Genomic DNA, 24,463 nt, shown 5'->3' on the forward strand with positions numbered 1-24,463 from the left:
CTCTTCAGTGAGCCATAGATCTGATCAACTCCAAAATACCGCCAAACGTGATCAAAACGCACCCGCATCGACGTATTCGCGTCCATGTGTCCTGGGGTGCCGGGTCACCGGCGGCAGCGGCTCACCGGAGGTACCAGAGATGTCCCACGACGGCGTCGGCCCGCGCGCGGTCACGCGCTCGGTCGCCTTCCTCACCGCGGGCGCGCTCGCGGTGCCCCTGCTGTCCGGCTGCGGATCCGCGGACGAGGCAGGCAAGCCCCTGGCCCGCCAGGACATCGCCCCGGCAGGCCGGGCCCGGATCGCTGAGGGCGGCACCCTGCGCTGGGCGGTGGACGCGGTGCCGGAGACCTTCAACACCTTCCAGTCGGACGCGGACGCCACGACCACCCGGGTCGCCCAGGCCGTCCTGCCCTCCATGTACCGGCTCGACGCGGCCGGGCGCCCGCAGCGCGACTCCGACTATCTGGAGTCGGCGAAGGTCGTCGACACCGAGCCCAAGCAGGTCGTCCTGTACAAGCTGAACCAGCAGGCCGTCTGGAGCGACGGCCGGGAGATCGGCGCCGCCGACTTCGCCGCCCAGTGGCGGGCCCTGGCGGGCAAGGACAGCGCCTACTGGACCGCCCGCAACGCCGGCTACGAGCGCATCGAGAAGATCGAGCGCGGTGACAACGACCTGGAGGTCCGGGTCACCTTCAAGCGGACCTACGCCGACTGGCGCTCGTTGTTCTCCCCGCTGTATCCCAAGGACGTCATGGGCACGCCCGACGCGTTCAACGACGGGGCGCGCCGCAAGCTCAAGGTGACCGCCGGTCCGTTCGTGGTGAAGAAGGTCGACCGCAAGAAGGACGAGGTGCGGCTCACCCGCAACGACCGCTGGTGGGGCCGGCCGGCCAAGCTGTCCGAGATCGTGCTGACGGCCGTCCCGAGGAACGAGCGGACGTCCGCGCTGGCCGCCGGGAAGATCGATCTGGCCGAGATCGACCCGGCCGCCGCGCAGCGCGTCGACGGCGCCGCGAACGGCACGGCCGGACCGCTCGCCGGTCCCGGCTCCGGGCGCACCGCCGCGAAGGCGCTGCGTTCCTGGGCGCTCGCCCACGGTTCGGACGAGGACACGGCCGAGGACGAGACCGAGGCACGCACCAAGCTGACCAAGGCGATCGCGAAGTGGGAGGAGCAGCAGAAGGCGCTGCGCGACTTCGAGGTGCGCAGATCGCTGGAGCCGGCGTACACCCAGCTGGCGCTGAACGGCGCGGACGGACCGCTGGCGGACGAGCGGGTGCGGCGGGCCGTCGCCCGCGCGCTCGACCGCAGGGCACTGGCCAAGGTCGTGCTGAAGCCGCTGGGTCTGCCCGCGGAGCCGGTCGGCAGCCATCTGGCCCTGGCCGGGCAGGACGCGTACGCCGACAACAGCGGGGCGCTGGGCGGCCAGGACACCACCGAGGCGCAGGCGCTGCTCGCGGACGCCGGGTGGGTGCCCGGCGGCCCGGTCAAGAAGCAGGAGAAGGGCGAGAAGGCGGCCGGGTCGGCGGGGAAGAAGGCGGGCTCCGAGGACGAGGACGACTCCGCGGACGGCGACGACACGTACATCGTCGGTGCGGACGACAAGGCGCCGGCCAGGACGGGCCGCGAGGAGAAGCGACACGTCACGAAGGGCGAGAGCGCGCGCAGGAGCGACGACGGCGGCCGGCAGCTCGCCCAGGACGGCAAGCAGTTCAAGCAGCTGCACCAGGGCGGCGCCCCCGGCGCCTACGCCCCGAAGGGCACCGCCGCGCCGGCCGCCGCCCCGGCCAAGGCGCTGGCCAAGGACGGCAAGGCGCTCAGCCTGCGGTTCGTGCTGCCGTCCGGCCCCGGGTCGGAGCCGCTGGCGGCGGTCGCCGAGCGGATCACGAGGATGCTGGCGAAGGTCGGCATCGGCACGGACATCACCAAGGTCTCGGACGAGAGCTACTTCAAGGACCACATCGCCTCCGGGCAGTACGACCTCGCGCTGTACTCCTGGCCCGGGTCCGCCTTCCCCGCCACCGACGCCCGGCCGATCTACGCCAAGCCGGTGCCGGCCGCCGACGGCTCGCTGAGCGTCGAACAGAACTACACACGGGTCGGCACCGACCAGGTCGACCAACTGTTCGAGCAGGCGGTCTCGACCCTGGACGAGGAAGAACAGCGGTCCCTGATCCGCAAGGCCGACTCCCGCATCTGGGCGGCTGCCGGATCGATTCCTCTCTATCAGCGCCCCCAGCTCACCGCGGTACGCAAGACCCTGGTCAACGCGGGTGCCTTCGGCTTCCAGACCCCCGTCTACCAGGACATGGGCTTTCTGAAGAAGGGCGCCAAGGCCTCCGCGAGCCCCTCCCCAAAGTGAGCGCGCGGTGAGTTCGAAGTGAGCCGAGTGGCCCTGCGGGGGCCGTCCCCCGCCGGGCCACGTACCATGGGGTGAGGCCGTGGCGTCCTCAAGCCCGGCAGGGCCCGCGTAACACAGACGTACGCAGCAGGGTCGCCCTCACACTCCGGGAGAACGCCGCTTTATGGCCACGCGCCACGACATTCGCAACGTAGCCATCGTCGCCCACGTCGACCACGGCAAGACGACTCTGGTCGATGCCATGCTCAAGCAGGCCGGTGCCTTCGCCGCGCACGCTGCCGAGTCGCTCGACGACCGCATGATGGACTCGAACGACCTGGAGCGTGAGAAGGGCATCACGATCCTCGCCAAGAACACGGCGGTGAAGTACCACCCCAAGGACGGGGGGGACGTCATCACCATCAACATCATCGACACCCCCGGTCACGCCGACTTCGGCGGCGAGGTGGAGCGCGGCCTGTCGATGGTCGACGCCGTCGTGCTGCTGGTGGACGCCTCCGAGGGCCCGCTGCCGCAGACCCGCTTCGTGCTGCGCAAGGCCCTCCAGGCCCGCCTGCCCGTCATCCTGTGCATCAACAAGACGGACCGGCCGGACTCGCGCATCGACGAGGTCGTGAACGAGGCCTACGACCTCTTCCTCGACCTCGACGCCGACGAGGAGCAGATCGAGTTCCCCATCGTCTACGCGTGTGCGCGTGACGGTGTCGCCTCGCTGACCAAGCCGGAGGACGGCACGGTCCCGCAGGACAGCGACAGCCTGGAGCCGTTCTTCTCCACGATCCTGTCGCACGTCCCGGCCCCGCAGTTCGACGAGGCGGCTCCGCTCCAGGCGCACGTCACCAACCTGGACGCCGACAACTTCCTCGGCCGTATCGCGCTGCTCCGCGTCGAGCAGGGCGAGCTGCGCAAGGGTCAGACCGTCACGTGGATCAAGCGCGACGGCACCATGTCCAACGTGCGCATCACCGAGCTGCTGATGACCGAGGCGCTCACCCGCAGGCCCGCCGAGAAGGCCGGCCCGGGTGACATCTGCGCCGTCGCCGGTATCCCGGAGATCATGATCGGCGAGACCCTCGCCGATCCCGAGAACCCGATCGCGCTGCCGCTCATCACGGTCGACGAGCCGGCCATCTCGATGACCATCGGCACCAACACCTCGCCGCTGGTCGGCCGGGGCGGTACCGGCAAGGGCGCCGAGAACAAGGCCGCGGTCAAGGACCGCAAGGTCACCGCCCGCCAGGTCAAGGACCGCCTCGACCGCGAGCTGGTCGGTAACGTCTCGCTCCGCGTCCTGGACACCGAGCGTCCCGACGCCTGGGAGGTGCAGGGCCGCGGTGAGCTGGCGCTGGCCATCCTGGTCGAGCAGATGCGTCGCGAGGGCTTCGAGCTGACCATCGGCAAGCCGCAGGTCGTCACGAAGGACGTCGACGGCAAGGTCTACGAGCCGGTCGAGCGCATGACGATCGACGTGCCCGAGGAGCACATGGGCGCGGTCACGCAGCTCATGGGCGTCCGCAAGGGCCGGATGGACAACATGTCCAACCACGGTTCGGGCTGGGTCCGCATGGAGTTCGTCGTGCCCTCCCGCGGTCTCATCGGCTTCCGTACCGAGTTCCTGACCGGCACGCGCGGCACGGGTATCGCCCACTCCATCCACGAGGGCCACGAGCCCTGGTTCGGCACGCTGACGACCCGTAACAACGGCTCGCTGGTCGCCGACCGCGCCGGTGCCGTCACCGCGTTCGCGATGACGAACCTCCAGGAGCGCGGTGTGCTGTTCACCGACCCCGGCACCGAGGTGTACGAGGGCATGATCGTCGGCGAGAACTCGCGCTCCGACGACATGGACGTGAACATCACCAAGGAGAAGAAGCTCACGAACATGCGGTCGTCGTCGGCCGACTCGTTCGAGGCCATCGTGCCGCCGCGCAAGCTGTCGCTCGAGCAGTCGCTGGAGTTCTGCCGCGACGACGAGTGCGTCGAGGTGACCCCGGAGGCGGTTCGCATCCGCAAGGTCGTGCTCGACCAGCGCGACCGTGCCCGTACCGCCAGCCGCGCCAAGCACGGCTGATCCGCGGGTAGTTCACCGCCGCAGCACACTCCGAAGCCCGGGTGTCCCCATCGTGGGGACGCCCGGGCTTTTCGCAACCCGTTTTTCGGAGCCCTCGCGGTGCCGTCTGTCCGAAATGCGGAGATCCTCGCCCGATACCCATGTAACAAGTCCGTTTCGCGGCCTTCTCGCGCCAGAGACTTTGTCCGGATTTTGGAAGATCTAGGCGCCAGCTGTGACTGAATTGAGATTTAAAGACAGTGGTCGGCACATGGCGCATGCCAGATAGTTAGCCGCGTAACGCTCGGGTCAATGGGTCTCGCGCTGTGGGGACAGCGCCGACTCGCGAGCACCAGGGGGTGTCTGACCCTCCGTCAGGGGTGTCGGAGGTCGGACGAGCGCCCCCTCCTGTCGGTGAACACGTGGAGTCACAAGGAGGATCCCCATGCCAGTCGAACGACCCATGCGGTCCATCACCGGTCTGCCCGCCCCCGCCCGCGGCGACTGTCACTGACCTGACGTCCGGCCGCCCACCGCGGCCGTTCGGCTACGCGCGTCCGGCTGCGGCTTCTTCGGCACCGCCCGTCCGGCGCGCCCCGGCGTCCCTTCATGCACCGAGCGGCGATCACGCGGCAGTCCGCGTGCGTCGTCGGCTCGGCACACCCACACCCGTGAAGTGAAATGGGCGAACTGTGACAAGTCCTACCGACATCGAGGGCGGCGGTACGTCGGTCGTGGTCGACGGCGACCAGGAGCCGGCGGCGGCGTCCGAGGCCAAGGTGCCCGTGGGCCGGTCTCCCGGTCAGCTCATGTGGCTCCGCTTCAAGCGGGACCGCACGGGCGTGATCTCCGCGTACGTCGTGCTGTGCTTCTTCCTGGTCGGCCTGCTCGCTCCGTTGATCGCCAAGCTCTACGGCAAGAACCCGTACACCGTGTACGCGGACGAACGGCCGGAGTTGTTCGACAGCGCGGGCGTGCCGGTGCAGCCCAACGGCGGGATCAGCGGCGAGTTCTGGTTCGGCCTCGAACCGGGCAACGGCTACGACGTCTTCACCAAGCTGCTCTACGGAATCCGCAACTCCCTGGGGATCTCCCTCGCGGTGACCGTCGCCACCGTGCTGACCGGCATCCTCCTCGGGGTCGCGGCCGGCTATCTCGGCGGCAGGACGGACTTCCTGATCAGCCGGGTGATCGACTTCCTGCTCGCCATCCCGGCCCAGCTGTTCTTCATCGCGAGCATGCCGGTCGTGGTCTCCCTGTTCGTCAGCCCGCGCGACGAGACGCCGGTCTACGTCCGGGTCGTGGCCCTGATCTCGGTGCAGTGGGTTCTCGGCTGGATGAGCCTCGGCCGCATCCTGCGCGGCACCAGTCTCGCCCTGCGGGAACGGGAGTTCATCGAGGCCGCCAAGGTGAGCGGGGCGCCACCGGGGCGGATCATCCGCAAGGAGATCCTGCCCAACGTGGTCACACCGATCCTGGTGCAGGCCACCTACATGCTGCCGAACTTCGTGACCGCCGAGGCGGGTCTGTCCTTCCTCGGCGTGGGACTGGTCGAACCGACGCCGGACTGGGGCCAGATGTTCTCCAAGGCGGCGACCGAACTGGTGATGCAGAACGACATCACCTACATGTTCTTCCCCGGTGTCTCGATGATCATCTTCATCGTGGCGTTCAACCTGCTCGGGGACTCGGTCAGGGACGCCTTCGACCCCAAGACGGCGCGCTGACCCGCACATCACGTTCTTTGGACTCACAGAGTGCTGGACTCACAGAGATGGGTGGGAAACGAGTGATGGGTAAGGGTGGACGCCGCGCGTACGCCGCGCTCTCGCTGGTCGCTGCCGGAGCGCTCGTGCTCTCCGGTTGCAGCGAGGGCGGCAGCAAGGAAGGCAGCAACAAGGACGACAAGGAGAACGCCCAACGCCAGCAGTCCTCCATCGACTTCGGCGACACCAAGGCCTCGACCGGTCCGGCCGCCGAGGTCCCCGGCGCCAAGCCCGGAGGCGCGGTCACCGTTCTCCAGAGAGACAGCTACGCGCACCTCGACCCCGGGCAGATCTACGTCTCCGACGAGATGGCGCTGTCGCAGCTCATCCACCGCGGTCTGACCGGCTACAAGGCGACCGGTGAGGACGGCAAGAAGCACGAGGTCGTCGGTGACCTGGCCACCGACAGCGGCAAGACGTCGGACGGCGGGAAGACCTGGTCCTACACGCTGAAGGACGGGGTGAAGTGGGCCGACGGCTCCGCGATCACCGCCACGGACGTGCGCCACACCTTCGAGCGGCTGTTCGCGCCGTTCGTCGCCAACGGCCCGACCTTCATCCAGCAGTGGCTCGCCGACACGCCGGGCACCGGGTACCGCGACCTGCTGAAGGGCGGCCCGTACGGCGGCAAGCACCTGCCGGACACCGTCCTGGAGACGCCGGACGCGAAGACGATCGTCTTCAAGTTCAAGAAGCCGAAGCCGGATCTGCCGTACGCGCTGGCCATGGCCGGCTACTCGCTCGTCTCGAAGGCGAAGGACACCAAGGAGAAGTACGACAAGGCCCCGATGACCTCGGGCCCGTACAAGATCCAGGAATTCAAGTCCGGCAAGTCCATGGTCCTGGTGAAGAACACCAACTGGGACCCGAAGACCGACCCGATCCGGCACCAGTACATCGACCGGTTCACCTTCGCGTTCAACAAGCAGTACGAGGACTCCACCAAGGCCATCCTCGACGACTCCGGGGCCAACGCGACCGCGGTCAGCTTCAACAACGAGGTCGACGCGGGCAACCTGTCCAAGGTGCTCGCCGACGCGACGCTGAAGTCCCGCACCGTCTCCGGCTACCAGCCGTACGTGGGTCAGATGGACATCAACCTGACCCAGAAGGAGATGCAGGACAAGACGGTCCGCGAGGCCATCGCCTACGCCCTGCCGATCACCCCGTTCGTGCGCGCCTACGGCGGTACCGCGGCCCGCGAGGTCGCCGGCGGGCTGATCAGCCCGACCGTCTCCGGCTACAACCCGAACTTCGACCCGTTCGGCAAGAAGAAGAAGCCGGCCGGTGACCCGGTCAAGGCCAAGGAGCTCCTGGAGAAGGCCGGCAAGGTGGGCCTGAAGCTGACCTTCGGCTACATCAACACGCCCGAGGGCCAGCAGTACTCCACCGCCATGGCCGCGGGTCTGGAGAAGGCCGGCTTCGACGTCCAGCGCCAGGAGATCCCGGCCGAGACGTACTACGACCAGGTCGGCAAGGTCACCAACAACTTCGACATCTACCACACCGCGTGGGGCGCCGACTGGCCGAGCTCCTCGACCGTCATCCCGCCGCTGTACGACGGACGCCAGATCCAGGACGGCGCGGCGAACTACTCGCACGTCAACGACCCGAAGGTGAACGCCGACATCGACAAGGCGAGCACCATCACCGACCCGATCAAGGCCGCGGAGGCCTGGAACAAGATCAACGAGTACATCGTGAAGGACGTCGTCTCCAACATCCCGACGGCGTACTACAAGCAGACCCAGATCGCCGGCTCGAAGATCGGCGGCCTCGTGTACGACGACGTCATCGGCGGCATCGACCCGCGCAGGCTGTTTGTGAAGTAACCCCTTCCCGAGCGCGGCGCCCGGTGCGTCCCGTCCCGCTTCCACGACGGGGCGCACCGGCCCGCACGGCCCTTTGAGCCGGCTCCGAAAGCCGGCCTCACGAGCCCGAAAGCTGCCACTGAGATGCTGCGCTTCCTCCTTCGCCGGACCCTCGGCTCGCTCGTGATCCTGGTCCTGCTGACCGTCGTCGCCTTCCTGCTGTTCTTCGGCATGCCCCGGGACCCGGCGCTGCTGATGTGCGGCAAGACGTGCACGCCCGACGCGCTGGCGAACATCCACCGCACGCTCGGCATCGACAAATCGATCCCCGAGCAGTTCTGGATCTTCCTGCAGGGGCTGGTCGCGGGCCGGGACGACTTCGCCCAGGGGCCCTGCCCCGCCCCCTGCTTCGGCTACTCGTACCACACCAACGAGCAGGTCTGGTCGACGCTGATGGACCGGCTGCCGCTCACCGTCTCGCTCGCGCTCGGCGCCACCGTCGTCTTCCTGTTCGTCGGACTCGGCACCGGAATGCTGGCCGCCTGGCGGCGCGGCACGCTCATCGACAAGTCGTTCACCGCGGGTTCCATGGTGCTCAGCTCGATGCAGATCTACTTCCTGGGCCCGCTGGCCCTCGCCGTGCTGGTGTACCAGACCCACATCTTCGACGAACCCCGGTACACCGAGCTCACCCAGGATCCCGTCGCCTGGTTCACCGGGCTGATGATCCCCTGGGTCGTGCTGTCCACGATCTTCGCCGCGCAGTACACCCGTATGGCGCGCTCGTCGATGATCGAGCAGCTCCAGGAGGAACACATCCGCACCGCCCGCGCCAAGGGCATGAGCCGGCGGTACGTCTTCTTCCGGTACGCCTGGCGTGGCTCCCTCATCCCGATCGTCACCATCCTCGGCATCGACCTGTCCTCGATGCTCGGCGGCGCGATCATCACCGAGTACACCTTCGGACTGCCCGGCCTCGGGCATCTGGCGGTGGAATCAGTGCAGTTCAGCGACCTTCCACTGCTGCTCGGCGTGATGCTCTTCGCCGCTGCCGTGATCCTGCTGTGCAACATCGTCGTCGACGCCTGCTACGCCTTCATCGACCCGCGCGTACGGCTGTCCTAGGCCGTCTCCCGGACTGTCGTCAGGAGCTTTGTCGTGACCACTGTGACCAAGGAGGCCGGGGCGCCCGTCCCGGCCGGCGCGGGCGCGTTCCTCTCGGTGCGGGACCTGCACGTCAGCTTCAGCACGGAGGACGGTGCCGTCCGGGCCGTCGACGGGCTCTCCTTCGACCTGGAACGGGGCCGCACTCTCGGCATCGTCGGCGAGTCCGGATCCGGGAAGTCCGTCACCAATCTGACCGTCCTCGGGCTGCACAACCCGATGTTCACCACCGTCGAGGGAGAGATCCTGCTGGAGGGACAGGAACTGACCACGGCCCGGGAGCCCGAGCTGGAGAGACTGCGCGGCAACAAGGTCGCGATGATCTTCCAGGACCCGCTCACCGCGCTCTCCCCGTACTACACCGTCGGCCGGCAGATCGCCGAGCCGTACATGAAGCACCGCGGCGCCTCGAAGAAGGCCGCCTGGGAACGCACGGTGGAGATGCTCGGCAAGGTCGGCATCCCCAACCCCCGGGAACGGGCGAAGGACTACCCCCACCAGTTCTCCGGCGGTATGCGGCAGCGCGCGATGATCGCGATGGCGCTGGTCTGCGACCCGGACCTGCTGATCGCCGACGAGCCGACCACCGCGCTCGACGTCACCGTCCAGGCGCAGATCCTGGACCTGCTCAAGGATCTCCAGCGGGAGTTCGGGACCGCGATCATCTTCATCACGCACGACCTCGGTGTCATCGCCGACATGGCCGACGACATCATGGTGATGTACGCGGGCGGCGCGATCGAACGCGGGACGACCGAGCAGGTGCTGCGTTCACCGCAACACCCCTACACATGGGGCCTGTTGAACTCCATGCCCCGACTGGACTCGGACCTGGGCACTCCGCTCGCCCCGATCCCCGGCGCCCCGCCGTCGCTGCTGAACCCGCCCTCCGGCTGCCGTTTCCACCCCCGCTGCACCTTCCGGGACCGGGTCGGCGGCAACCGGTGCGTCACCGAACGCCCCCTGTCGGCCCCGGACCGTGCCGCCGCCTGTCACCTCACCGCGGAACAGAAGCGGACCATCTTCGTGGACGAGATCAAGCCCCGCCTGGGGTAGGGGCCGGACCTTGAGGAGCAAGCACGTGAAGAAGGCCAGGAGGAGCACGTGAAGAATGAGGAACTCGCTCTGCCCGCCCCGCGCGAGGCGGGCGCCGACGGCGAGGGGGAGCAACTGCTCGTCGTGTCAGGGCTCACCAAGCACTTCCCGGTCAAGGGCGGCTTCCCGATCCGGCGTACGGTCGGCCAGGTTCAGGCCGTCGACGGCATCGACCTGAGCGTGCGGGCCGGCGAGAGCTTCGGCCTGGTGGGGGAGTCGGGGTGCGGCAAGTCCACGACCGGCCGGCTGATCACCCGGCTCCTGGAGCCCACGGCCGGGACCATCACCTACCGCGGCCAGGACATCTCGCACGCCTCGCGCCGGCAGCTGGCGCCGGTCCGGTCCGAGATCCAGATGATCTTCCAGGACCCCTACTCCTCCCTCAACCCCCGGCAGACCGTCGGCAAGATCATCTCCGGGCCGATGGAGGTCAACGGGATCGAGCCCGCGGGCGGGCGCGAGGCGCGCGTGCGTGAGCTGCTGGAGATCGTCGGTCTCAGCCCCGAGCACTACAACCGCTTCCCGCACGAGTTCTCCGGCGGCCAGCGCCAGCGCATCGGTGTCGCCCGGGCGCTGGCTCTGGAGCCGAAGCTGATCGTGGCCGACGAGCCGGTCTCCGCGCTCGACGTGTCGATCCAGGCGCAGGTGGTCAACCTCCTCCAGCAGGTCCGGCGGGAGCTCGGCATCGCGTTCCTGTTCATCGCCCATGACCTGGCCGTCGTACGGCACTTCTCGCAGCGGGTGGCCGTCATGTACCTCGGGAAGATCATCGAGGTCGGTGACCGTGACTCCATCTACACCCGGCCGCGGCACCCGTACACCCACGCGCTGCTCTCCGCCGTCCCCGAGGTGAACGTGACCGGTGGCGAGTCGACCGCGCGGGAGCGTATCCGGCTGGCCGGTGACGTGCCCTCGCCCATCAACCCGCCCACCGGCTGCCGCTTCCGTACCCGGTGCTGGAAGGCGCAGGACAAGTGCGCGGCCGAGGAGCCGCCGCTGGTCCGGATCTCCGGGAACCACGAGGGTCACCTGACGGCCTGCCATTTCCCGGAGGAGCCGACGATCGAGGGGCGCGGGGAGGACATCGTGCTGGACCCGGCGCTGGCGGCGCTGGAGGAGGGAGCCGGGTGAGGTGCCGTCCCGGCGGGTGCGGGTGCGGGTGCGGGTGCGGGTGCGGCGTGGCCGGTCGCCTCGTTCCCCAACGCCCCTCGGGGGTGGGCCCCTGGTGGGGGGCGCTCGGCGTCACCCGGCCGGTGTGGCCACCGTGATGATCTCCGGGCTCGTCCCGGTCAGCGGACCCCGGTTCCAGTCCCCGTACTGTTCCTCCACCCGCAGCCCCGCCTCCGCCAGGAAACCGGTCAGGCTCCCCGGGGCGAGGAAGCGGAGGGTGGCCCGGCCGGTGTGGGGGCGGGGCCAGCCGGGGGAGTCGAAGGTCTCCGTGAACGTGACCCGGTCACCGGACGGCTCGTCCGCCACCTCGTGCCAGACCCGTACGACCCGGCCTTCCGCGTCGGTGACCTCGCGGACGCGGTCCGGGGTCCAGCCCTCCCAGGCCCGCGCGGCCGGGTTGCGGGTCTCGAACACGAACCGCCCTCCGTCGCTCAGGGCTGCCCGTACGGCTCGCAGCGCCCCGCGCAGTTCCTCGTCGCCGAGAAGTACCTGGAAGGCATGGCCCGTCATGATCACGAGGTCGAAGTCGCCCTGCCACACACGGGTGTCGAGGTCCCCCAGCAACCACTCCACGCCGGGCGCCCGGCGCCGGGCCTGTACGAGCATCGCGGCCGCGGGGTCGAGGCCCGTGAGCCGCCCCGGATGGCCGTCCGACGCGGCCCGCGCGAGGAGCCGGCCCGTGCCGCAGCCGACGTCGAGCACCGAGTCGGCGGATCTCACCAGGTTCAGATAGAAGTCGTCGTCCGGCCCCCACGGATTGATGCTGTCGTACAGCGCGGCGAGTGTCAGATCAGCGAACGAATGATCGACCACCGCGGCAGTGTGCCACACCTCGGCACGACACAGGACAAGATCCAGAACATCTGAATTCCCTCGACAAGCGGGCCTGGGGCCGGACATGCTCGGCGCGATGACGAGAACAGACGACATGCCTTCCGCGTGGGACGAGCGCACCCAGCTCACCACCTTCCTCGACTACGCCCGCGACACCGCCCGCGCCAAGTGCGAGGACCTCTCCGCCGAGGACGCCCGCAGGGCGCCCCTGCCGGGTTCGCCCCTGATGACCCCGAGCGGCCTGGTCAACCATCTGCGCTGGGTCGAGTACTACTGGTTCCGGGTCGTGTTCCTCGGCGAGGAGGACGAGGGCCCGTGGACCGACGAGGACCCCGACCGCGAGATGCGCATCGCCGTCGACCTCCCGCTCGCGCAGGTGCTCGACGAGTACGCCGAGCACGCCGAGCGGCACCGCGAACTGGTCGCCGGGCACGACCTCGGCACCAAGGCACAGCGCGCGACGCGCGACGGCCGCCATGTGGACCTGCGCTGGATCCTCCTGCACCTGATCGAGGAGACGGCCCGGCACAACGGCCACCTCGACATCCTGCGCGAACTGATCGACGGCCGCACGGGGGTGTAGGGCGGGCCCGGCGCAGCCGCGCGCCCCGTATGCAGCGGGTTCTCGCTGGTCCGGCCGGGGCGAAAGGCAGCTGAAAGATCGGCGAAGGGCTTCGGAAAGGCGCCTCGGCGAGACTTTCGTTCGGGGCGGGCGACCGACGGGGGACACGCGGCGCCCGCCCCGGCCCGGTCCCGGCCGCCCTGCCTCGTACGGCATCCGGCCGCCGCCCCGGCCCCGGCCCCTGGGATTGGCCGGATCCCGACGTCCGGGAGTCCGTCGGTTCCCGATCGGGAAGACCGGCGTTGCCCGGCAGTCCCCCCTGGACTACGTTCTGTGAATGCTCACCCCACGGCCCCGGTTCCGCCTGCTCGGACCGCTGGACGTCGAGATCGACGGACGGGCCGTCGTGCTCACCGGCCGGCAACGCGCGCTGTGCGCCGTGCTCCTGCTGCACGCCAACCATGTCGTCTCCGTCGACCGGCTGGTTCAGTGCCTTTGGGACGACCGGCCGCCCGGCGCGGGAGCGGCCCGGGTACGGGCCCTCGTCGCGGAGGTGCGGCGCGCCCTCGGCCCGGTGGGGACGGAGCTACTGACCACCCGGCGGCCCGGCTACGTCCTGCACGTGGGCCCGGGCGAACTCGATCTGCCGGTCTTCGAGAGGCTCATCAGGGAGGCATCCCGGGCAGCGTCCGACGGCGACTGGCGAACGGCCCGGCGCAGCGGTGAACAGGCCCTCGCGCTGTGGCGGGACGAGCCGCTGACCGACCTGCCGGAGGTCGCGGTGCGCGAGGCCGAGCGCCAACGCCTCGCCGAACTGCACCTCGTGGCCCGCGAGGCGGTGACCGAGGCGGGGATCGAGACCGGCCGGCACCGCGAGGCGATCGCCGAACTCCTCCGGCTGACCGCCGCCCACCCGCTGCGCGAACGCCCGCACGGCCTGCTGATGCGTGCCCTGCACCAGGACGGCCGCAGCGCCGAGGCCCTGGAGCTGTACACCGCGCTGCGCCGGCGCATGGTGGACGAACTCGGCATGGAACCCTCGGCCGACCTCAGGGACCTGCACCAGCGGCTGCTGCGCGACGGCGGCAGCACCTCGGCGGGCGCCCCGCCCCAGCGGTCCGCCCCGGCGTCCGAGCGCCCCGTGCCCCGTCAACTCCCGCCCACCCCGCGCCGTTTCGTCGGCCGTGACCCTGAACTCGACCGCCTCGACTCCTGTCTGCGCAGCTCGGAGCCGCTCGCCCTGATCGTGGGACCGGCCGGCGTCGGCAAGAGCGCACTGGCGCTGAACTGGGCCCACCGGGTCGCCGACCGCTTCCCCGACGGCCAGCTCTTCCTCGACATGCGGGGCTTCGACAACGCCGAGCCGATGACCCCCGGCGAGGCGCTGCCGCTGCTCCTCCAGGGCCTGGGCTGCGCCCCGCGCGACATCCCGCTGGGCGCCGAGGCGCAGACCGCGCTGTACCGGACGCTGCTCGCGGACCGCAGGGTGCTGGTCGTCCTCGACGACGTGGCCGAGGCGTCGTACGTACGGCGGCTGCTGCCCGCGTCGGCGGGCTCGCTCACGCTGGTGACGAGCCGCGACAAGCTCAGCGGCCTGGTCACCCTGGACGGCGCCTACCGGGTGTCCTGCGACGTCCTCGACAGTGCCGCAGCGCTGGAGCTGATCAGCGGCGCGGTCGGCGCGGAGGCCGTCGCCGCCGATCCGGAGGCCGCGGCCCGGCTCGTCGAGCTCTGCGACCACCTGCCGCTCGCCCTCTGCGTCGCGGGCTCCTGGATCGGCGACCGGCCAGGCAGTATCCGGGCATACGTCCGTGATCTCGCGGACCGGGGGCGACTGGCCCGGCTGCATGTCGAGGGCGAGGAGTCCGTCGCCGTACGGGCCGCGCTCGACCTGTCGTACGGGGCGCTGCCCGCGGAGGCCCGGCGGGCCTTCCGCTCGCTCGGCGTGCTGCCGGGCACCGGCCGGTCGGTCCCGGCGGCCGCCGCTGCCGCCGGGACCGACGAACATCGCCTGGCCGACCTGCTGCGGCTGGCCCAGCGGGTCCATCTGCTGCGCGACGTCGAACACGGCCGTCCGGCCTGGCACGACCTCGTGCACGAGTACGCCCGGGACCGGACGGCCGCCGAGGACTCTTCCGAGGAGCGGACCGCCGCCGTCACCCGCGTCCTCGACCACTACCTGCAGAGCGTCGTGAACGCGGCGGCCGCGGCAGGCCTGTACGTCATGCGCACCCGCCCGCCCGCCGTCGAGGGCTCCACGCCGCGGGAGTTCGCCGGCGCCGAGGAGGCGTACGCCTGGTTCGACCGCGAGTGGGACGACATCGCGGCCGCGATCGGACACGCCGCCGAGCACGGTCCCGCGCCGTACGTGTGGTGGCTGGTGGACGCGCTCCAGGACCTCTTCCACCACCGCAGGCCGCTCTCCGACTGGATGCGGCTGGCCAGCCTCGCCCGGGAGGTGGCCGCGCGCGGCGGGGACGAGGTCGGCGAGGCCTCCATGTGCCTGTCCCTGGGCAGCGCCCGCTGGCGCAACGGTGACCTGCGGGGCGCCCTGACGGAGTACGAGGAGGCGGAGGGGCTGGCCCGCCGGGCCGGCTGGACGTACGGCGAGGCCGGCAGCCTCCAGGGCAAGGGCGTCACCCTCAAGCTGCTGGGCGAACTGCGCCGCGCGCTGCCCTGCTACGACCGCGCCCTGGCGCTCTACCGCACCCTGGACAACGTCAGGAACGTGGAGATCATGCTGATCAACACGGCGTCCCTGAACCTCGCCCTGGGCCGGCTGGACGCGGCCGAGGAGGCGGCGTGCGCGGCCCTCGACCTGATCGGCGACACGGTCCACCACAACCGCGCGATGGCCCTCGTCAACCTGGCCCTGGTCCAGCAGAAGCAGGCCCGGTTCGACGAGGCGGCGGCGGCGCTGCGCAGCTGTTTCCTGGTCTCGCGCGACTCCGGGTCCACCTACACGGAGGCGGTGGCCCTGGAGGCGCTGGGCCGGGTCCGCGCCGACGCCGGCCAGGACGACCGCGCGCTCCTCGCCTACGAGGACGCCCTCGCCGTCTCCCGGCGGGTGGAGAACCGCAACTGCCAGGTCGACAGCCTGGTCGGGCTGGCCTCGGTGAAGCTGCGCGCGGGCCGCACCGAGGAGAGCGCCGAACACCTCGACGCCGCCTTCGAGATCGCCGAGCGCACCGGTCACCGGGCGGGCCTCGTCGAGGTCCTGCTGGCCCGCGCCGACCTGGCCCGCGCCCAGGGCCGCCCGGCCGACGCCCTGGACCATCTGGAGCGCGCCGAACGCCTCGCGGCCGACGGCAACCCCCTCACCCTTCCGCGTGTCCACCTCACCACCGCCCTGACGCTCCTCGACAGCGATCCCGAGCCCGGCACCGACGCCGGCACCACCCCCGCCCCCGACGCCCCCGCCCGGGCCCGCGACGCGGCGACCCTGGCGGCGGACCTCGCCCGCGACTCCGGTCAGCGGCTCCTGCACGCCCGTGCCACGGCGGCCCTGGCCCGCGCCCACGAGGCCCACGGCGACGCCGGCCCGGCGCACGAGGCCGGAACGGAGGCGACCGCCCTGTACGCGACGCTGGGTGTCCGGCGCCCTCCCGGGGCATCCGCCCCGCACCGCCCGACGCCCCACCATCGCCACCGGGAACTCCCTGCGGACGCCGAGTCCCGCCTCACCCTCTACCTGACCGAGCACTTCGAGGGCTGAGCCGGTTCACACGGGCGTGGCGTACGCGCTGCCGAGCCGCAGCCGCGGGTCGCGGGCGAGGATCCGTTCGTGCAGGGACCGCAGTTCCGGGCCCGGTTCGCAGCCCAGGAGGTCGATCATCCGCAGGCGCAGCAGCTGGAAGGAGTCCAGCGCGTCCGCCTGGCGGCCCCCGCGGTGCAGGGCGAGCATCAGCAGGCCCGTGACCTTCTCGTCGAAGGGATGCATCTCGGCCAGCCAGTGCAGCTGCGGCAGGCACTCCTCGTGCCGCCCCACGCGCAGGTACAGCTCGGTGCTGCCGACCAGTGCCTCCCGGTGCTCACGCCGCAGCGTCACCCGTGTCGACTCGGCCCAGGCCGTGCGCACGTCGGACAGCGGCTCGCCCCGCCACAGCTCCAGGGCCCGCGCGTAGCGGCCCAGGGCCGTCTCGGTGTCGCCGGCGCGGGCCTCCTGCTGCGCCTCCCGGACCAGGGCGCGGAACCGCGCGGTGTCGACGCAGCGTTCGTCGATCGCGAGGACGTAACCGCCGCGCTTGCGGATCAGTTCGAAACCCTCGGTCAGCTGCCCGTCGGCCCGCAGCGCCTTCCGCAGCCGGGTGGCCTGGATGTACAGGGCGTCGCGCGGGTGCTGGGGCCGGCGTTCCTGCCACACCCGCTCGATCAGCGTCTCGTCGGCGACGAACGCGCCGGGGGTCCAGGCCAGTGCCGCCAGCAGCAGCTTGGTGCCGTGCGGCAGCGGCAGCTTGTCACCCGAGCGGGCCCGTGCCTCGACGCACCCCAGCAGCTGGATCTCCATGTGCCCCCCGTACCTCGAACCACTCGAGTCACCACTGTGCGCGCGAGGTGTTCGGCTGGCGCATGGATGCTGCACGGCTGCCGCCGACTTGGCTCGGCCGGGGGGTGCCGGGGGTGCCGGGCGCGCGGGGGTGCGTGGGGTGCGGGTGCGGGGTGGCTGGTCGCGCAGTTCCCCGCGCCCCTGAGGGGGTGGCTTCGGCCCCCGTGGTGTCGGCTGCGAGTGCGTGGTGGCGATTGCGCAGTACCCCGCGCCCCTGAGGGGTGGTGGTTCTGGTCCGTCTCGTCAGGTGCGGGTGCGGGTGCGGGTGCGTCGTGGCTCGTCGCGCAGTTCCCCGCGGCCCTGGTGGGCTGCGGGCCCGCAGGGGCAACAGGGACGTGTGAAGGCAACAGGGACGAGTGAAGGCCCGCGCCGGGTGAGCGCGGGCCTTCGTCCCCTGGACCGGACGTTCGTGGGCTCGGGTCAATGGGCCTGGAAAGTCCGCTCCGAAAGAGGGCGGCTGACGAAAAGGGGTGTGTCAGGCCGCCGTCTCGGGGTCCTTGGCGAGACGGGGAGCCGGCACGGTGGCCGGGACATCCGCCGTCTCGGGGTAGTGGCACGCCGTCAGGTGGCCGGGCTTGTTGCCCTCGACCTGCACCAGCGGCGGCGCCTCGGTCGCGCACTTCTCCGTCGCCTTCCAGCAGCGGGTACGGAAGCGGCAGCCGGTGGGCGGGTTGATGGGCGAGGGCACGTCACCGACGAGGCGGATGCGCTCACGGCCCGCGACTCCCTCGTCCTGCACGGTGGCCTCGGGCACGGCGGACAGCAGCGCCCGGGTGTACGGGTGGCGCGGGTTGCCGTACAGGTCGTCGCGGTCGGCGATCTCGACGATCCGGCCGAGGTACATGACCGCCACGCGCTGCGAGAAGTGCCGCACGACGGCCAGGTCGTGGGCGATGAAGACGAAGGCGATGCCCAGGTCCCGCTGGACCTTCTGGAGCAGGTTGACCACCTGCGCCTGGATCGACACGTCGAGCGCGGAGACCGGCTCGTCGGCCACGATCAGCTTCGGCTCGAGCGCCAGCGCCCGGGCGACACCGATGCGCTGGCGCTGGCCGCCGGAGAACTCGTGCGGGAAGCGGTTGTAGTGCTCGGGGTTGAGACCGACGATCTCCAGCAGCTCACGCACGCGCGCCTCGCGCCCGCCGGCCGGGTGGATGTCGTTGATCTCCATCGGCCCGGAGATGATCTTTCCGACCGTCTGGCGCGGGTTCAGCGACGCGTAGGGGTCCTGGAAGATCATCTGGATCTCGGAGCGGATCGGCTTCAGCTGCCTGCGGCCCGCGTGCGTGATGTCCTCGCCGCGGTACGAGATCCGGCCGCCCGTCGGCTCCAGCAGCCGGGTGATCAGCCGGCCCGTCGTCGACTTGCCGCAGCCGGACTCGCCGACCAGGCCCAGGCTCTCGCCCTCGGCGACCTGGAAGTCCAGCCCGTCGACGGCCTGCACGGCGCCGATCGTACGCCGGATCGGGAAGCCGCCCTTGATGGGGAAGTGCTTGGTGAGCCCGGAGACGTCCAGGAGGGGAGTGGTGCTGCTCATGGGGGTGAAATCCCGTCTCTTGTACGTCAGTTCGCGGCGCTGCCGGCGAGGTCGGAGAAGTATTCGGCGCGCTGGCCGGCGGTGAGGTGGCAGGCCGAGCCCCGGCCGTTCGTGACCTCCAGCGGCGGCTGCTCCCGGGAGCACAGGCCCCCTTCGACCTTCTCGGCGAAGGTGCACCGGGGGTGGAAGCGGCAGCCCGTCGGCGGGTTCAGCAAAGAGGGCGGCGAACCGGGGATCGGGTTGAGCGGAACGTCCACCGGGTGGTCCAGGCTCGGCATCGAGCTCAGCAGGCCCAGCGTGTACGGGTGCTGCGGGCTCTGCAGCACCTCCCTCTTGGTGCCCCGCTCCACGCACCGGCCGCCGTACATCACCAGGACGTCGTCGGCGATGTCGGCGATGACGCCGAGGTCGTGCGTGATGAAGATGATCGCGGTGCCGAACTCCTGCTGGAGGTCCTTCAGCAGGTCCATGATCTGGGCCTGCACGGTCACGTCGAGGGCCGTGGTCGGCTCGTCGGCGATCAGCAGCTCCGGGTCGCAGACCAGCGCCATGGCGATCATCGCGCGCTGGCGCATACCGCCGGAGAACTGGTGCGGGTAGTCGTCCACCCGGACCTCCGGCTGGGGGATGCCCACCCGCCTCAGCATCTCGATCGCCCGGACCCGCGACTGGCTCTTGGAGGCGCCGGTGTGCTTGCGGTACGTCTCGGCGATCTGCTTGCCGATCGTGTGGTACGGCGACAACGAGGCCAGCGCGTCCTGGAAGATCATCGACATCTTGTTGCCGCGCAGCCGCTCCAGCTCCTTCTCGGAGGCGGTCAGCAGCTCCTTGTCGTCCAGCAGGATCTCGCCCTCGATCGCCGTGCGATCGCGATCGTGCAGACCCAGGACGGCCAGGTTGGTGACCGACTTGCCGGAACCCGACTCGCCGACGATGCCGAGCGTCTTGCCCTTCAGCACGTCGAAGGAGAGCCCGTCGACGGCCTTGACGATGCCGTCCTCGGTGGAGAAATGGACTTTCAGGTCCCTGACGGAGAGGAAGGGCTGCTGATCGGTGCTCGTCACGGGGACGCTCCTGGGGGGTGATGCGAGAGGTCGGGGGCGGGGCGGAGGTCAGGCGAGCCGGATCCGCGGGTCGATGAGGGCGTAGACGGCGTCCACGATGATGTTGAAGAAGACGATCGCGCCGGCCGCCAGGAGGGTCACACCGAGCAGCATCGGCAGGTCGCTCTGGTCCACGGACTTCACCGCGAGCCGGCCGATACCCGGGAGGCTGAAGGTCTGCTCGGTGATGATGGCGCCGCCGATCAGCGTCCCGAGGTCGATGCCGAACACCGTGACGATGGGGCCCATCGCGCCGCGCCAGGCGAACCGGAAGAACACGTTCGCCCGGGACAGGCCCTTGGCGCGGGCGGTACGGACGTAGTCCTCGCTCAGCTGCTCGACGAGCTGCGAGCGGGTCATACGGGTGTAGTTGGCGGTGAAGATGATCGCCAGGACCAGCCAGGGCAGCAGCAGTCCGGAGAACCAGGCGACCGGGTCCTCGCTGAACGGGGTCCACGACGGCTGGTCGAGCCATCCCAGCTGTGCGACGAAGTAGTACATCGCGATGTAGCCGACGAAGTAGATCTGCAGCGACGAGCCGAGCAGCGAGGCCGAACTGGCGAACTTGTCCAGGAACCGGCCCTGCTTGAGAGCCGCGAGCATGCCCGCGCCGACACCGAGGACCAGGAAGACGGCGGCCGCGCCGAAGGCGAGCGAGAGGGTGGTCGGCAGGCGGTCCATGATCGTTTCGAAGACCGGCACGTTGTTGGCGAAGGAGTAGCCGAAGCAGGGCGCGTCGCAGTACCCGTAACCGGCGTAGTCGCGACCGGCGAAGACGCCCTTCAGCCAGTACCAGTACTGCACCGGGATGGAGTGGTCGATGCCCAGGTTCTTCCGGATCTGCGCGAGGTTCTCAGGCGTGCAGTTCTTGCCGCAGGACATCATGGCGGGGTCACGCGGCACGGCGTAGAAGAGCCAGAAGGTGATGGCACTGATGATCAACAGAATGACCAGCGCGCCGGTGACTCGGCGGACAAGGAAGCGGAGCATGAGGCGTGACTTTCCGGACGGGGCGCCGTCGCCGCGGTAAGGAGAGGGGGGTGGGCCGCAGGGGGGTGGCCATGGTGACGGCCACCCCCCGGGGGTCGTGCGCTTACTTCTTGGCGTACAGCTTGCAGAGCGCGACGCAGGTGTTGGCGTTGTCCCACAGGACGTTGCCGACCTTGGAGCCGTACAGGTAGTTGCGGATCTTGTGGTAGTCCGGGACGACCGCGGCCAGCTCCATGATCATCTTGTCGATGTTGCCCCAGGCCTTGTTGGCCTCCTCCACGTCCGCGATCTGGGAGGCCGCGTCGATCGCCTTGTTGACGCTCGGGTCGTTCAGCTGGGCGTAGTTGCTGCGGCCGTCGCCGATGTTCTTGCCGCTCCAGCAGGGGTAGAACTGCGAGTAGCCGTTCGGCCAGTCCGGGCTCCAGCCGGCCGCGAACAGGTCGAAGTCGTTGTCGATCTTGCCGATCTGGGTGTAGAAGGTCGACTTGTCGACCTGCTTGTTGACGACCGTGAAGCCGGCCGCTTCCAGAGCGTTCTTGATGGCCACGGCGGTCTTCACCGCGGTGTCCGACTGCTGGTAGGCGATGACCAGCTTCTGGCCGACCTTGCCGGCCTCCTTCAGCAGGGCCTTGGCCTTGGCGGGGTCGCCGCCCGGCTTCTTGTCCACGCCGTACAGGTCGAACTTCGTGTAGCCGGGCGTCACCGGGGCGAAGATCGTGGTGGCGATCTCCTGGCTGTAGGCACCGCCACCGATGGTCTGCAGCTGCTGGTGCGGCCAGGCGTAGTTGATGGCCTGGCGGACCTTGAGGTCCTTGATCCGGGTCATGTTGATCGGCCAGTAGTAGGTGACCGTGTCGACCGCGTTGAGGACGCGCTTCTTCAGGTCGGCGTTGGTGAGGACCTGGGCGATGCGCTCGGGCGCGACCTCGTTGAAGATCGGCACCGCGTACTGGTCGGTGCCCTTGTCCGCGATCCAGCGGTCGGTCGACGCCACCAGCTCGTAGCCCATCTGGAAGATGTACTTGTCCGGGTAGGCGTTGCGGATCGCGTCCGTCTTCGGGTCCCAGTGCTCGTTGCGCACGAAGGTCATCGACTTGCCGATGTTCCGGTTGTCGACCTTGTACGGGCCGCAGGAGATCGGCTGCTTGTCGTACTTCTCCTTGGTGTCGTGCTTCTTCGGCACCAGGGAGTAAGCGCGCATCGCGAGCGTGAAGTTGAAGTCGGCGCGGGCTTCCTTGAGACGGAAGGTGATGGTCTTGCCGTCGACCTCGATCGAGTCGAGGCTCTTGCCCTCGTACGGGCCCTTGTACTTGTCGCCGCCCACCAGGAAGTCCTGGACGTAGCGCGGACCCTCGGTGACGAAGGTGGCGAAGAGGCGCTCGAAGGTGTGGCGGAGGTCGGCCGAGGAGACCTCGACGCCGTCCTCCCACTTCAGACCGTCCTTCAGCGTGAAGGTCCAGGTCTTGCCGCCGTCCTTCATGGTGCCGGCGTCGGTCGCGGCGTCGCCGACGAGGGTGGCGTTGCCCTTGGCGTCCAGCTTGTAGCCGGTCAGACCGCGCATGATCGGCACGGTGATGGCGGCCTCGGTCGAGACGTAGATCTGCGCCGGGTCCATGTGGTCCATGTCGAACTGCTGGAGCGAGTAGATCGTCCCGCCCGTGACCGCGCCGGGCACCTCGGCGGCCGGACCGGTGGAGTCGGCCTTGGTGCCGACCGGGATCTCGACGGTCTTGGCCCCGGTGACCTTGGGGGCCTTGTCCTGCGAGGAGCCCCCCTCGTCGCCGCTGCTGCAGGCGCTCAGCACCGACGTCGACGCCGCGGCGACGCCGGTGGCGATGAGGAAGTTTCTGCGCGAGAAGGACATGCTGCCTGCCTTGAAGTGGGAGTGATGAGAGAGCCGGCCCCCCGGCGTCCTTGCCGTGGTCGTGAAGAGGGCTGGAGCTAGCGCTTGGACTTCGGGTCGAGTGCGTCACGCACCGAGTCGCCGAGCAGGTTGAACGCGAGGACGAAGATCACCATGGACAGGCCCGGGAAGAGCATGAACGTGAGGTCCTCGGTGTAGAAACTTGCACCCCGCGCGATCATGACGCCCCAGTCCGGGGTCGGGTCGATCATGCCGACTCCGAGGAAGGCCAGACCCGCCTCGGCGGTGACGTACGCCGGGAGCATCAGCGTCGTCTGGATGATGATCGGCGTCCACAGGTTGGGCAGCAGCTCCTTGAAGACGATACGCCCCGGTGATGCACCCGTGACCTTCGCGGCCTCGACGAACTCCCGTTCACGCAGGCCCAGTACCTGGCCGCGCAGCAGTCGGGCGATGGACGCCCACCCGAAGGCGGAGAGGACGATGATCAGAGCCGTGGCCCGCAGCCAGGTCGGGATCTCCTCGTCGGGAGCGACGAAGAGGCCGAACACGACCGGCATGAAGGCGATGAAGAAGAGCGTGGACGGGAACGACAGCAGGATGTCGATGACCCGGCCCACGAGGTAGTCCGTCTTGCCGCCGAGGTAGCCGGCGGTGGTGCCGATGACCACTCCGAGGACCACGGTGAGCACGGTGGCGGCGAGCGCGATGCCCAGCGAGTTGCGGATCGCGTAGAGCAGGAAGGTGAAGACGTCGCGCCCCAACTGGGGTTCGATGCCGAACCAGAACTCGGAGCTCATGCCGCCGTTCGGGCCTGACGGGTAGGCGAAGGGGTTGAGCAGTTCGGGGCGCTGGCTGGCGTACGTGGTGTACGGGTCCTTGCCGTACAGCTTGGCTATCAACGGAGCGGCGACGGCGACCACGAAGAAGAAGCTCACGGTGCACGCTGATATGACGCCCGTGCGGTCCCGCTTGAAGCGGTTCCACGCCAGCCGTCCGGGGGAGCGGCCCTCGCCGCCCTTGGAGGTGGAGGGCGTAGGCGACTTCTCGACGCTCTCGTCGGTCACCTCGAGCGGGGCAGCCGCTGATGGAGTTGGGGGGGTCATGGTGCTCCTGGCCCACGGGAGGGTCTGATGACTCCGCAGGGCACTCCCTACGGGCTACGCCGGACTTTTTCAACGCAATTCGTTCACGGTCAATAAATTCTGGTCTGCCTTGGTTTTCTCTTTACTTTCTTTACCCCGACTTGACCATATCGTAGCTACGCGTGTAGCGCGCCGTAATCGTTCCGTGTCTGAATTCGGACCAACTACGCGAAACGGGCAAGGAGTTCGATATTCGGACCCCGGGGTGTCGGAATGCGTACATCTCGGGGTCACAATCCAACGGTTCCGCATCGGATCGCGGCGATCCGTTGCGCACTACATCGAAGATCCATTGTGACCTGCGAAGAAGATCCTTTTCGACCCCCCGCCAGGATCCTGCTGCCGGCCGCCGGCGCACTTGTGCCGTCCCCCGAATAGCCCTCCGAAGGCCTCCCGTTGGGCGCGGCCCGTGTGCGTCATGCACCTTTTAAGTTGATATTTACCCGTAATGGATCAGTGCTTCG

The 24,463-nt window shown here is 69.5% G+C and carries 16 protein-coding genes; 9 read left to right on the forward strand and 7 right to left on the reverse strand.

Going from position 1 to position 24,463, the window contains the following annotated elements; translation table 11 throughout:
* Positions 1-139 precede the first annotated feature (139 nt).
* From QF030_RS27130 to QF030_RS27160, 7 genes are all read left to right on the forward strand, one after another.
* Positions 140-2,362, forward strand: coding sequence for an ABC transporter family substrate-binding protein (locus tag QF030_RS27130; RefSeq protein WP_307165221.1), 2,223 nt, complete (start codon positions 140-142; stop codon positions 2,360-2,362).
* Positions 2,363-2,525: 163 nt separating this feature from the next.
* Complete coding sequence (gene typA / locus QF030_RS27135) at positions 2,526-4,433, forward strand: translational GTPase TypA (protein ID WP_307165222.1); 1,908 nt, start codon at positions 2,526-2,528, stop codon at positions 4,431-4,433.
* A gap of 671 nt (positions 4,434-5,104) precedes the next feature.
* Positions 5,105-6,139, forward strand: a complete 1,035-nt coding sequence (locus QF030_RS27140) for an ABC transporter permease (RefSeq protein ID WP_307165223.1) — start codon at positions 5,105-5,107, stop codon at positions 6,137-6,139.
* Positions 6,140-6,204: 65 nt separating this feature from the next.
* The gene (locus QF030_RS27145) at positions 6,205-8,010 is read left to right on the forward strand and encodes an ABC transporter substrate-binding protein (protein WP_307165224.1); all 1,806 of its coding nucleotides are present in this window, start codon (positions 6,205-6,207) and stop codon (positions 8,008-8,010) included.
* A 123-nt stretch (positions 8,011-8,133) separates the two neighbouring features.
* Positions 8,134-9,114, forward strand: a complete 981-nt coding sequence (locus tag QF030_RS27150; protein ID WP_307165225.1) for an ABC transporter permease — start codon at positions 8,134-8,136, stop codon at positions 9,112-9,114.
* 33 nt (positions 9,115-9,147) lie between these two features.
* On the forward strand, positions 9,148-10,209 hold the full coding sequence (locus tag QF030_RS27155) for an ABC transporter ATP-binding protein (protein WP_307165226.1): 1,062 nt from the start codon (positions 9,148-9,150) through the stop codon (positions 10,207-10,209).
* Between the two features lie 48 nt (positions 10,210-10,257).
* Entirely contained in the window at positions 10,258-11,379 is a 1,122-nt protein-coding gene (locus tag QF030_RS27160; protein WP_307165227.1) for an ABC transporter ATP-binding protein, read from the forward strand.
* 111 nt (positions 11,380-11,490) lie between these two features.
* Here the strand turns inward: QF030_RS27160 and QF030_RS27165 are convergent, their stop codons facing one another.
* Positions 11,491-12,231 (reverse strand): class I SAM-dependent methyltransferase, encoded by a 741-nt coding sequence (locus QF030_RS27165; RefSeq protein WP_307165228.1) that lies wholly within the window; start codon positions 12,229-12,231, stop codon positions 11,491-11,493.
* A 97-nt stretch (positions 12,232-12,328) separates the two neighbouring features.
* On the opposite strand from QF030_RS27165, the gene QF030_RS27170 reads away from it, so the two are divergent.
* On the forward strand, positions 12,329-12,835 hold the full coding sequence (locus QF030_RS27170; RefSeq protein ID WP_307165229.1) for a DinB family protein: 507 nt from the start codon (positions 12,329-12,331) through the stop codon (positions 12,833-12,835).
* Positions 12,836-13,151: 316 nt separating this feature from the next.
* The gene (locus tag QF030_RS27175; protein WP_307165230.1) at positions 13,152-16,529 is read left to right on the forward strand and encodes an AfsR/SARP family transcriptional regulator; all 3,378 of its coding nucleotides are present in this window, start codon (positions 13,152-13,154) and stop codon (positions 16,527-16,529) included.
* A gap of 6 nt (positions 16,530-16,535) precedes the next feature.
* Here QF030_RS27175 and QF030_RS27180 read toward each other — a convergent pair whose 3' ends face one another.
* The 6 genes from QF030_RS27180 to QF030_RS27205 all read right to left on the reverse strand — a co-directional run bounded on the left by QF030_RS27180 (position 16,536) and on the right by QF030_RS27205 (position 23,960).
* Positions 16,536-17,321: an AfsR/SARP family transcriptional regulator gene (locus QF030_RS27180; protein ID WP_307165231.1), complete on the reverse strand. Its 786-nt coding sequence runs from the start codon at positions 17,319-17,321 to the stop codon at positions 16,536-16,538.
* Between the two features lie 514 nt (positions 17,322-17,835).
* Entirely contained in the window at positions 17,836-18,897 is a 1,062-nt protein-coding gene (locus QF030_RS27185) for an ABC transporter ATP-binding protein (protein ID WP_307165232.1), read from the reverse strand.
* A gap of 26 nt (positions 18,898-18,923) precedes the next feature.
* Positions 18,924-19,961, reverse strand: a complete 1,038-nt coding sequence (locus QF030_RS27190; RefSeq protein WP_307165233.1) for an ABC transporter ATP-binding protein — start codon at positions 19,959-19,961, stop codon at positions 18,924-18,926.
* Positions 19,962-20,009: 48 nt separating this feature from the next.
* Positions 20,010-20,990, reverse strand: a complete 981-nt coding sequence (locus tag QF030_RS27195) for an ABC transporter permease (protein WP_307165234.1) — start codon at positions 20,988-20,990, stop codon at positions 20,010-20,012.
* Between the two features lie 103 nt (positions 20,991-21,093).
* Positions 21,094-22,854 carry an ABC transporter substrate-binding protein gene (locus QF030_RS27200; RefSeq protein WP_307165235.1) on the reverse strand — a complete coding sequence of 587 codons (1,761 nt, stop codon included), beginning with the start codon at positions 22,852-22,854 and terminating at the stop codon, positions 21,094-21,096.
* 77 nt (positions 22,855-22,931) lie between these two features.
* Complete coding sequence (locus tag QF030_RS27205; RefSeq protein WP_307165236.1) at positions 22,932-23,960, reverse strand: ABC transporter permease; 1,029 nt, start codon at positions 23,958-23,960, stop codon at positions 22,932-22,934.
* Positions 23,961-24,463 lie beyond the last annotated feature (503 nt).

Origin of the sequence: Streptomyces rishiriensis (assembly GCF_030815485.1) — a bacterium.
GTDB lineage: Bacteria > Actinomycetota > Actinomycetes > Streptomycetales > Streptomycetaceae > Streptomyces > Streptomyces rishiriensis_A.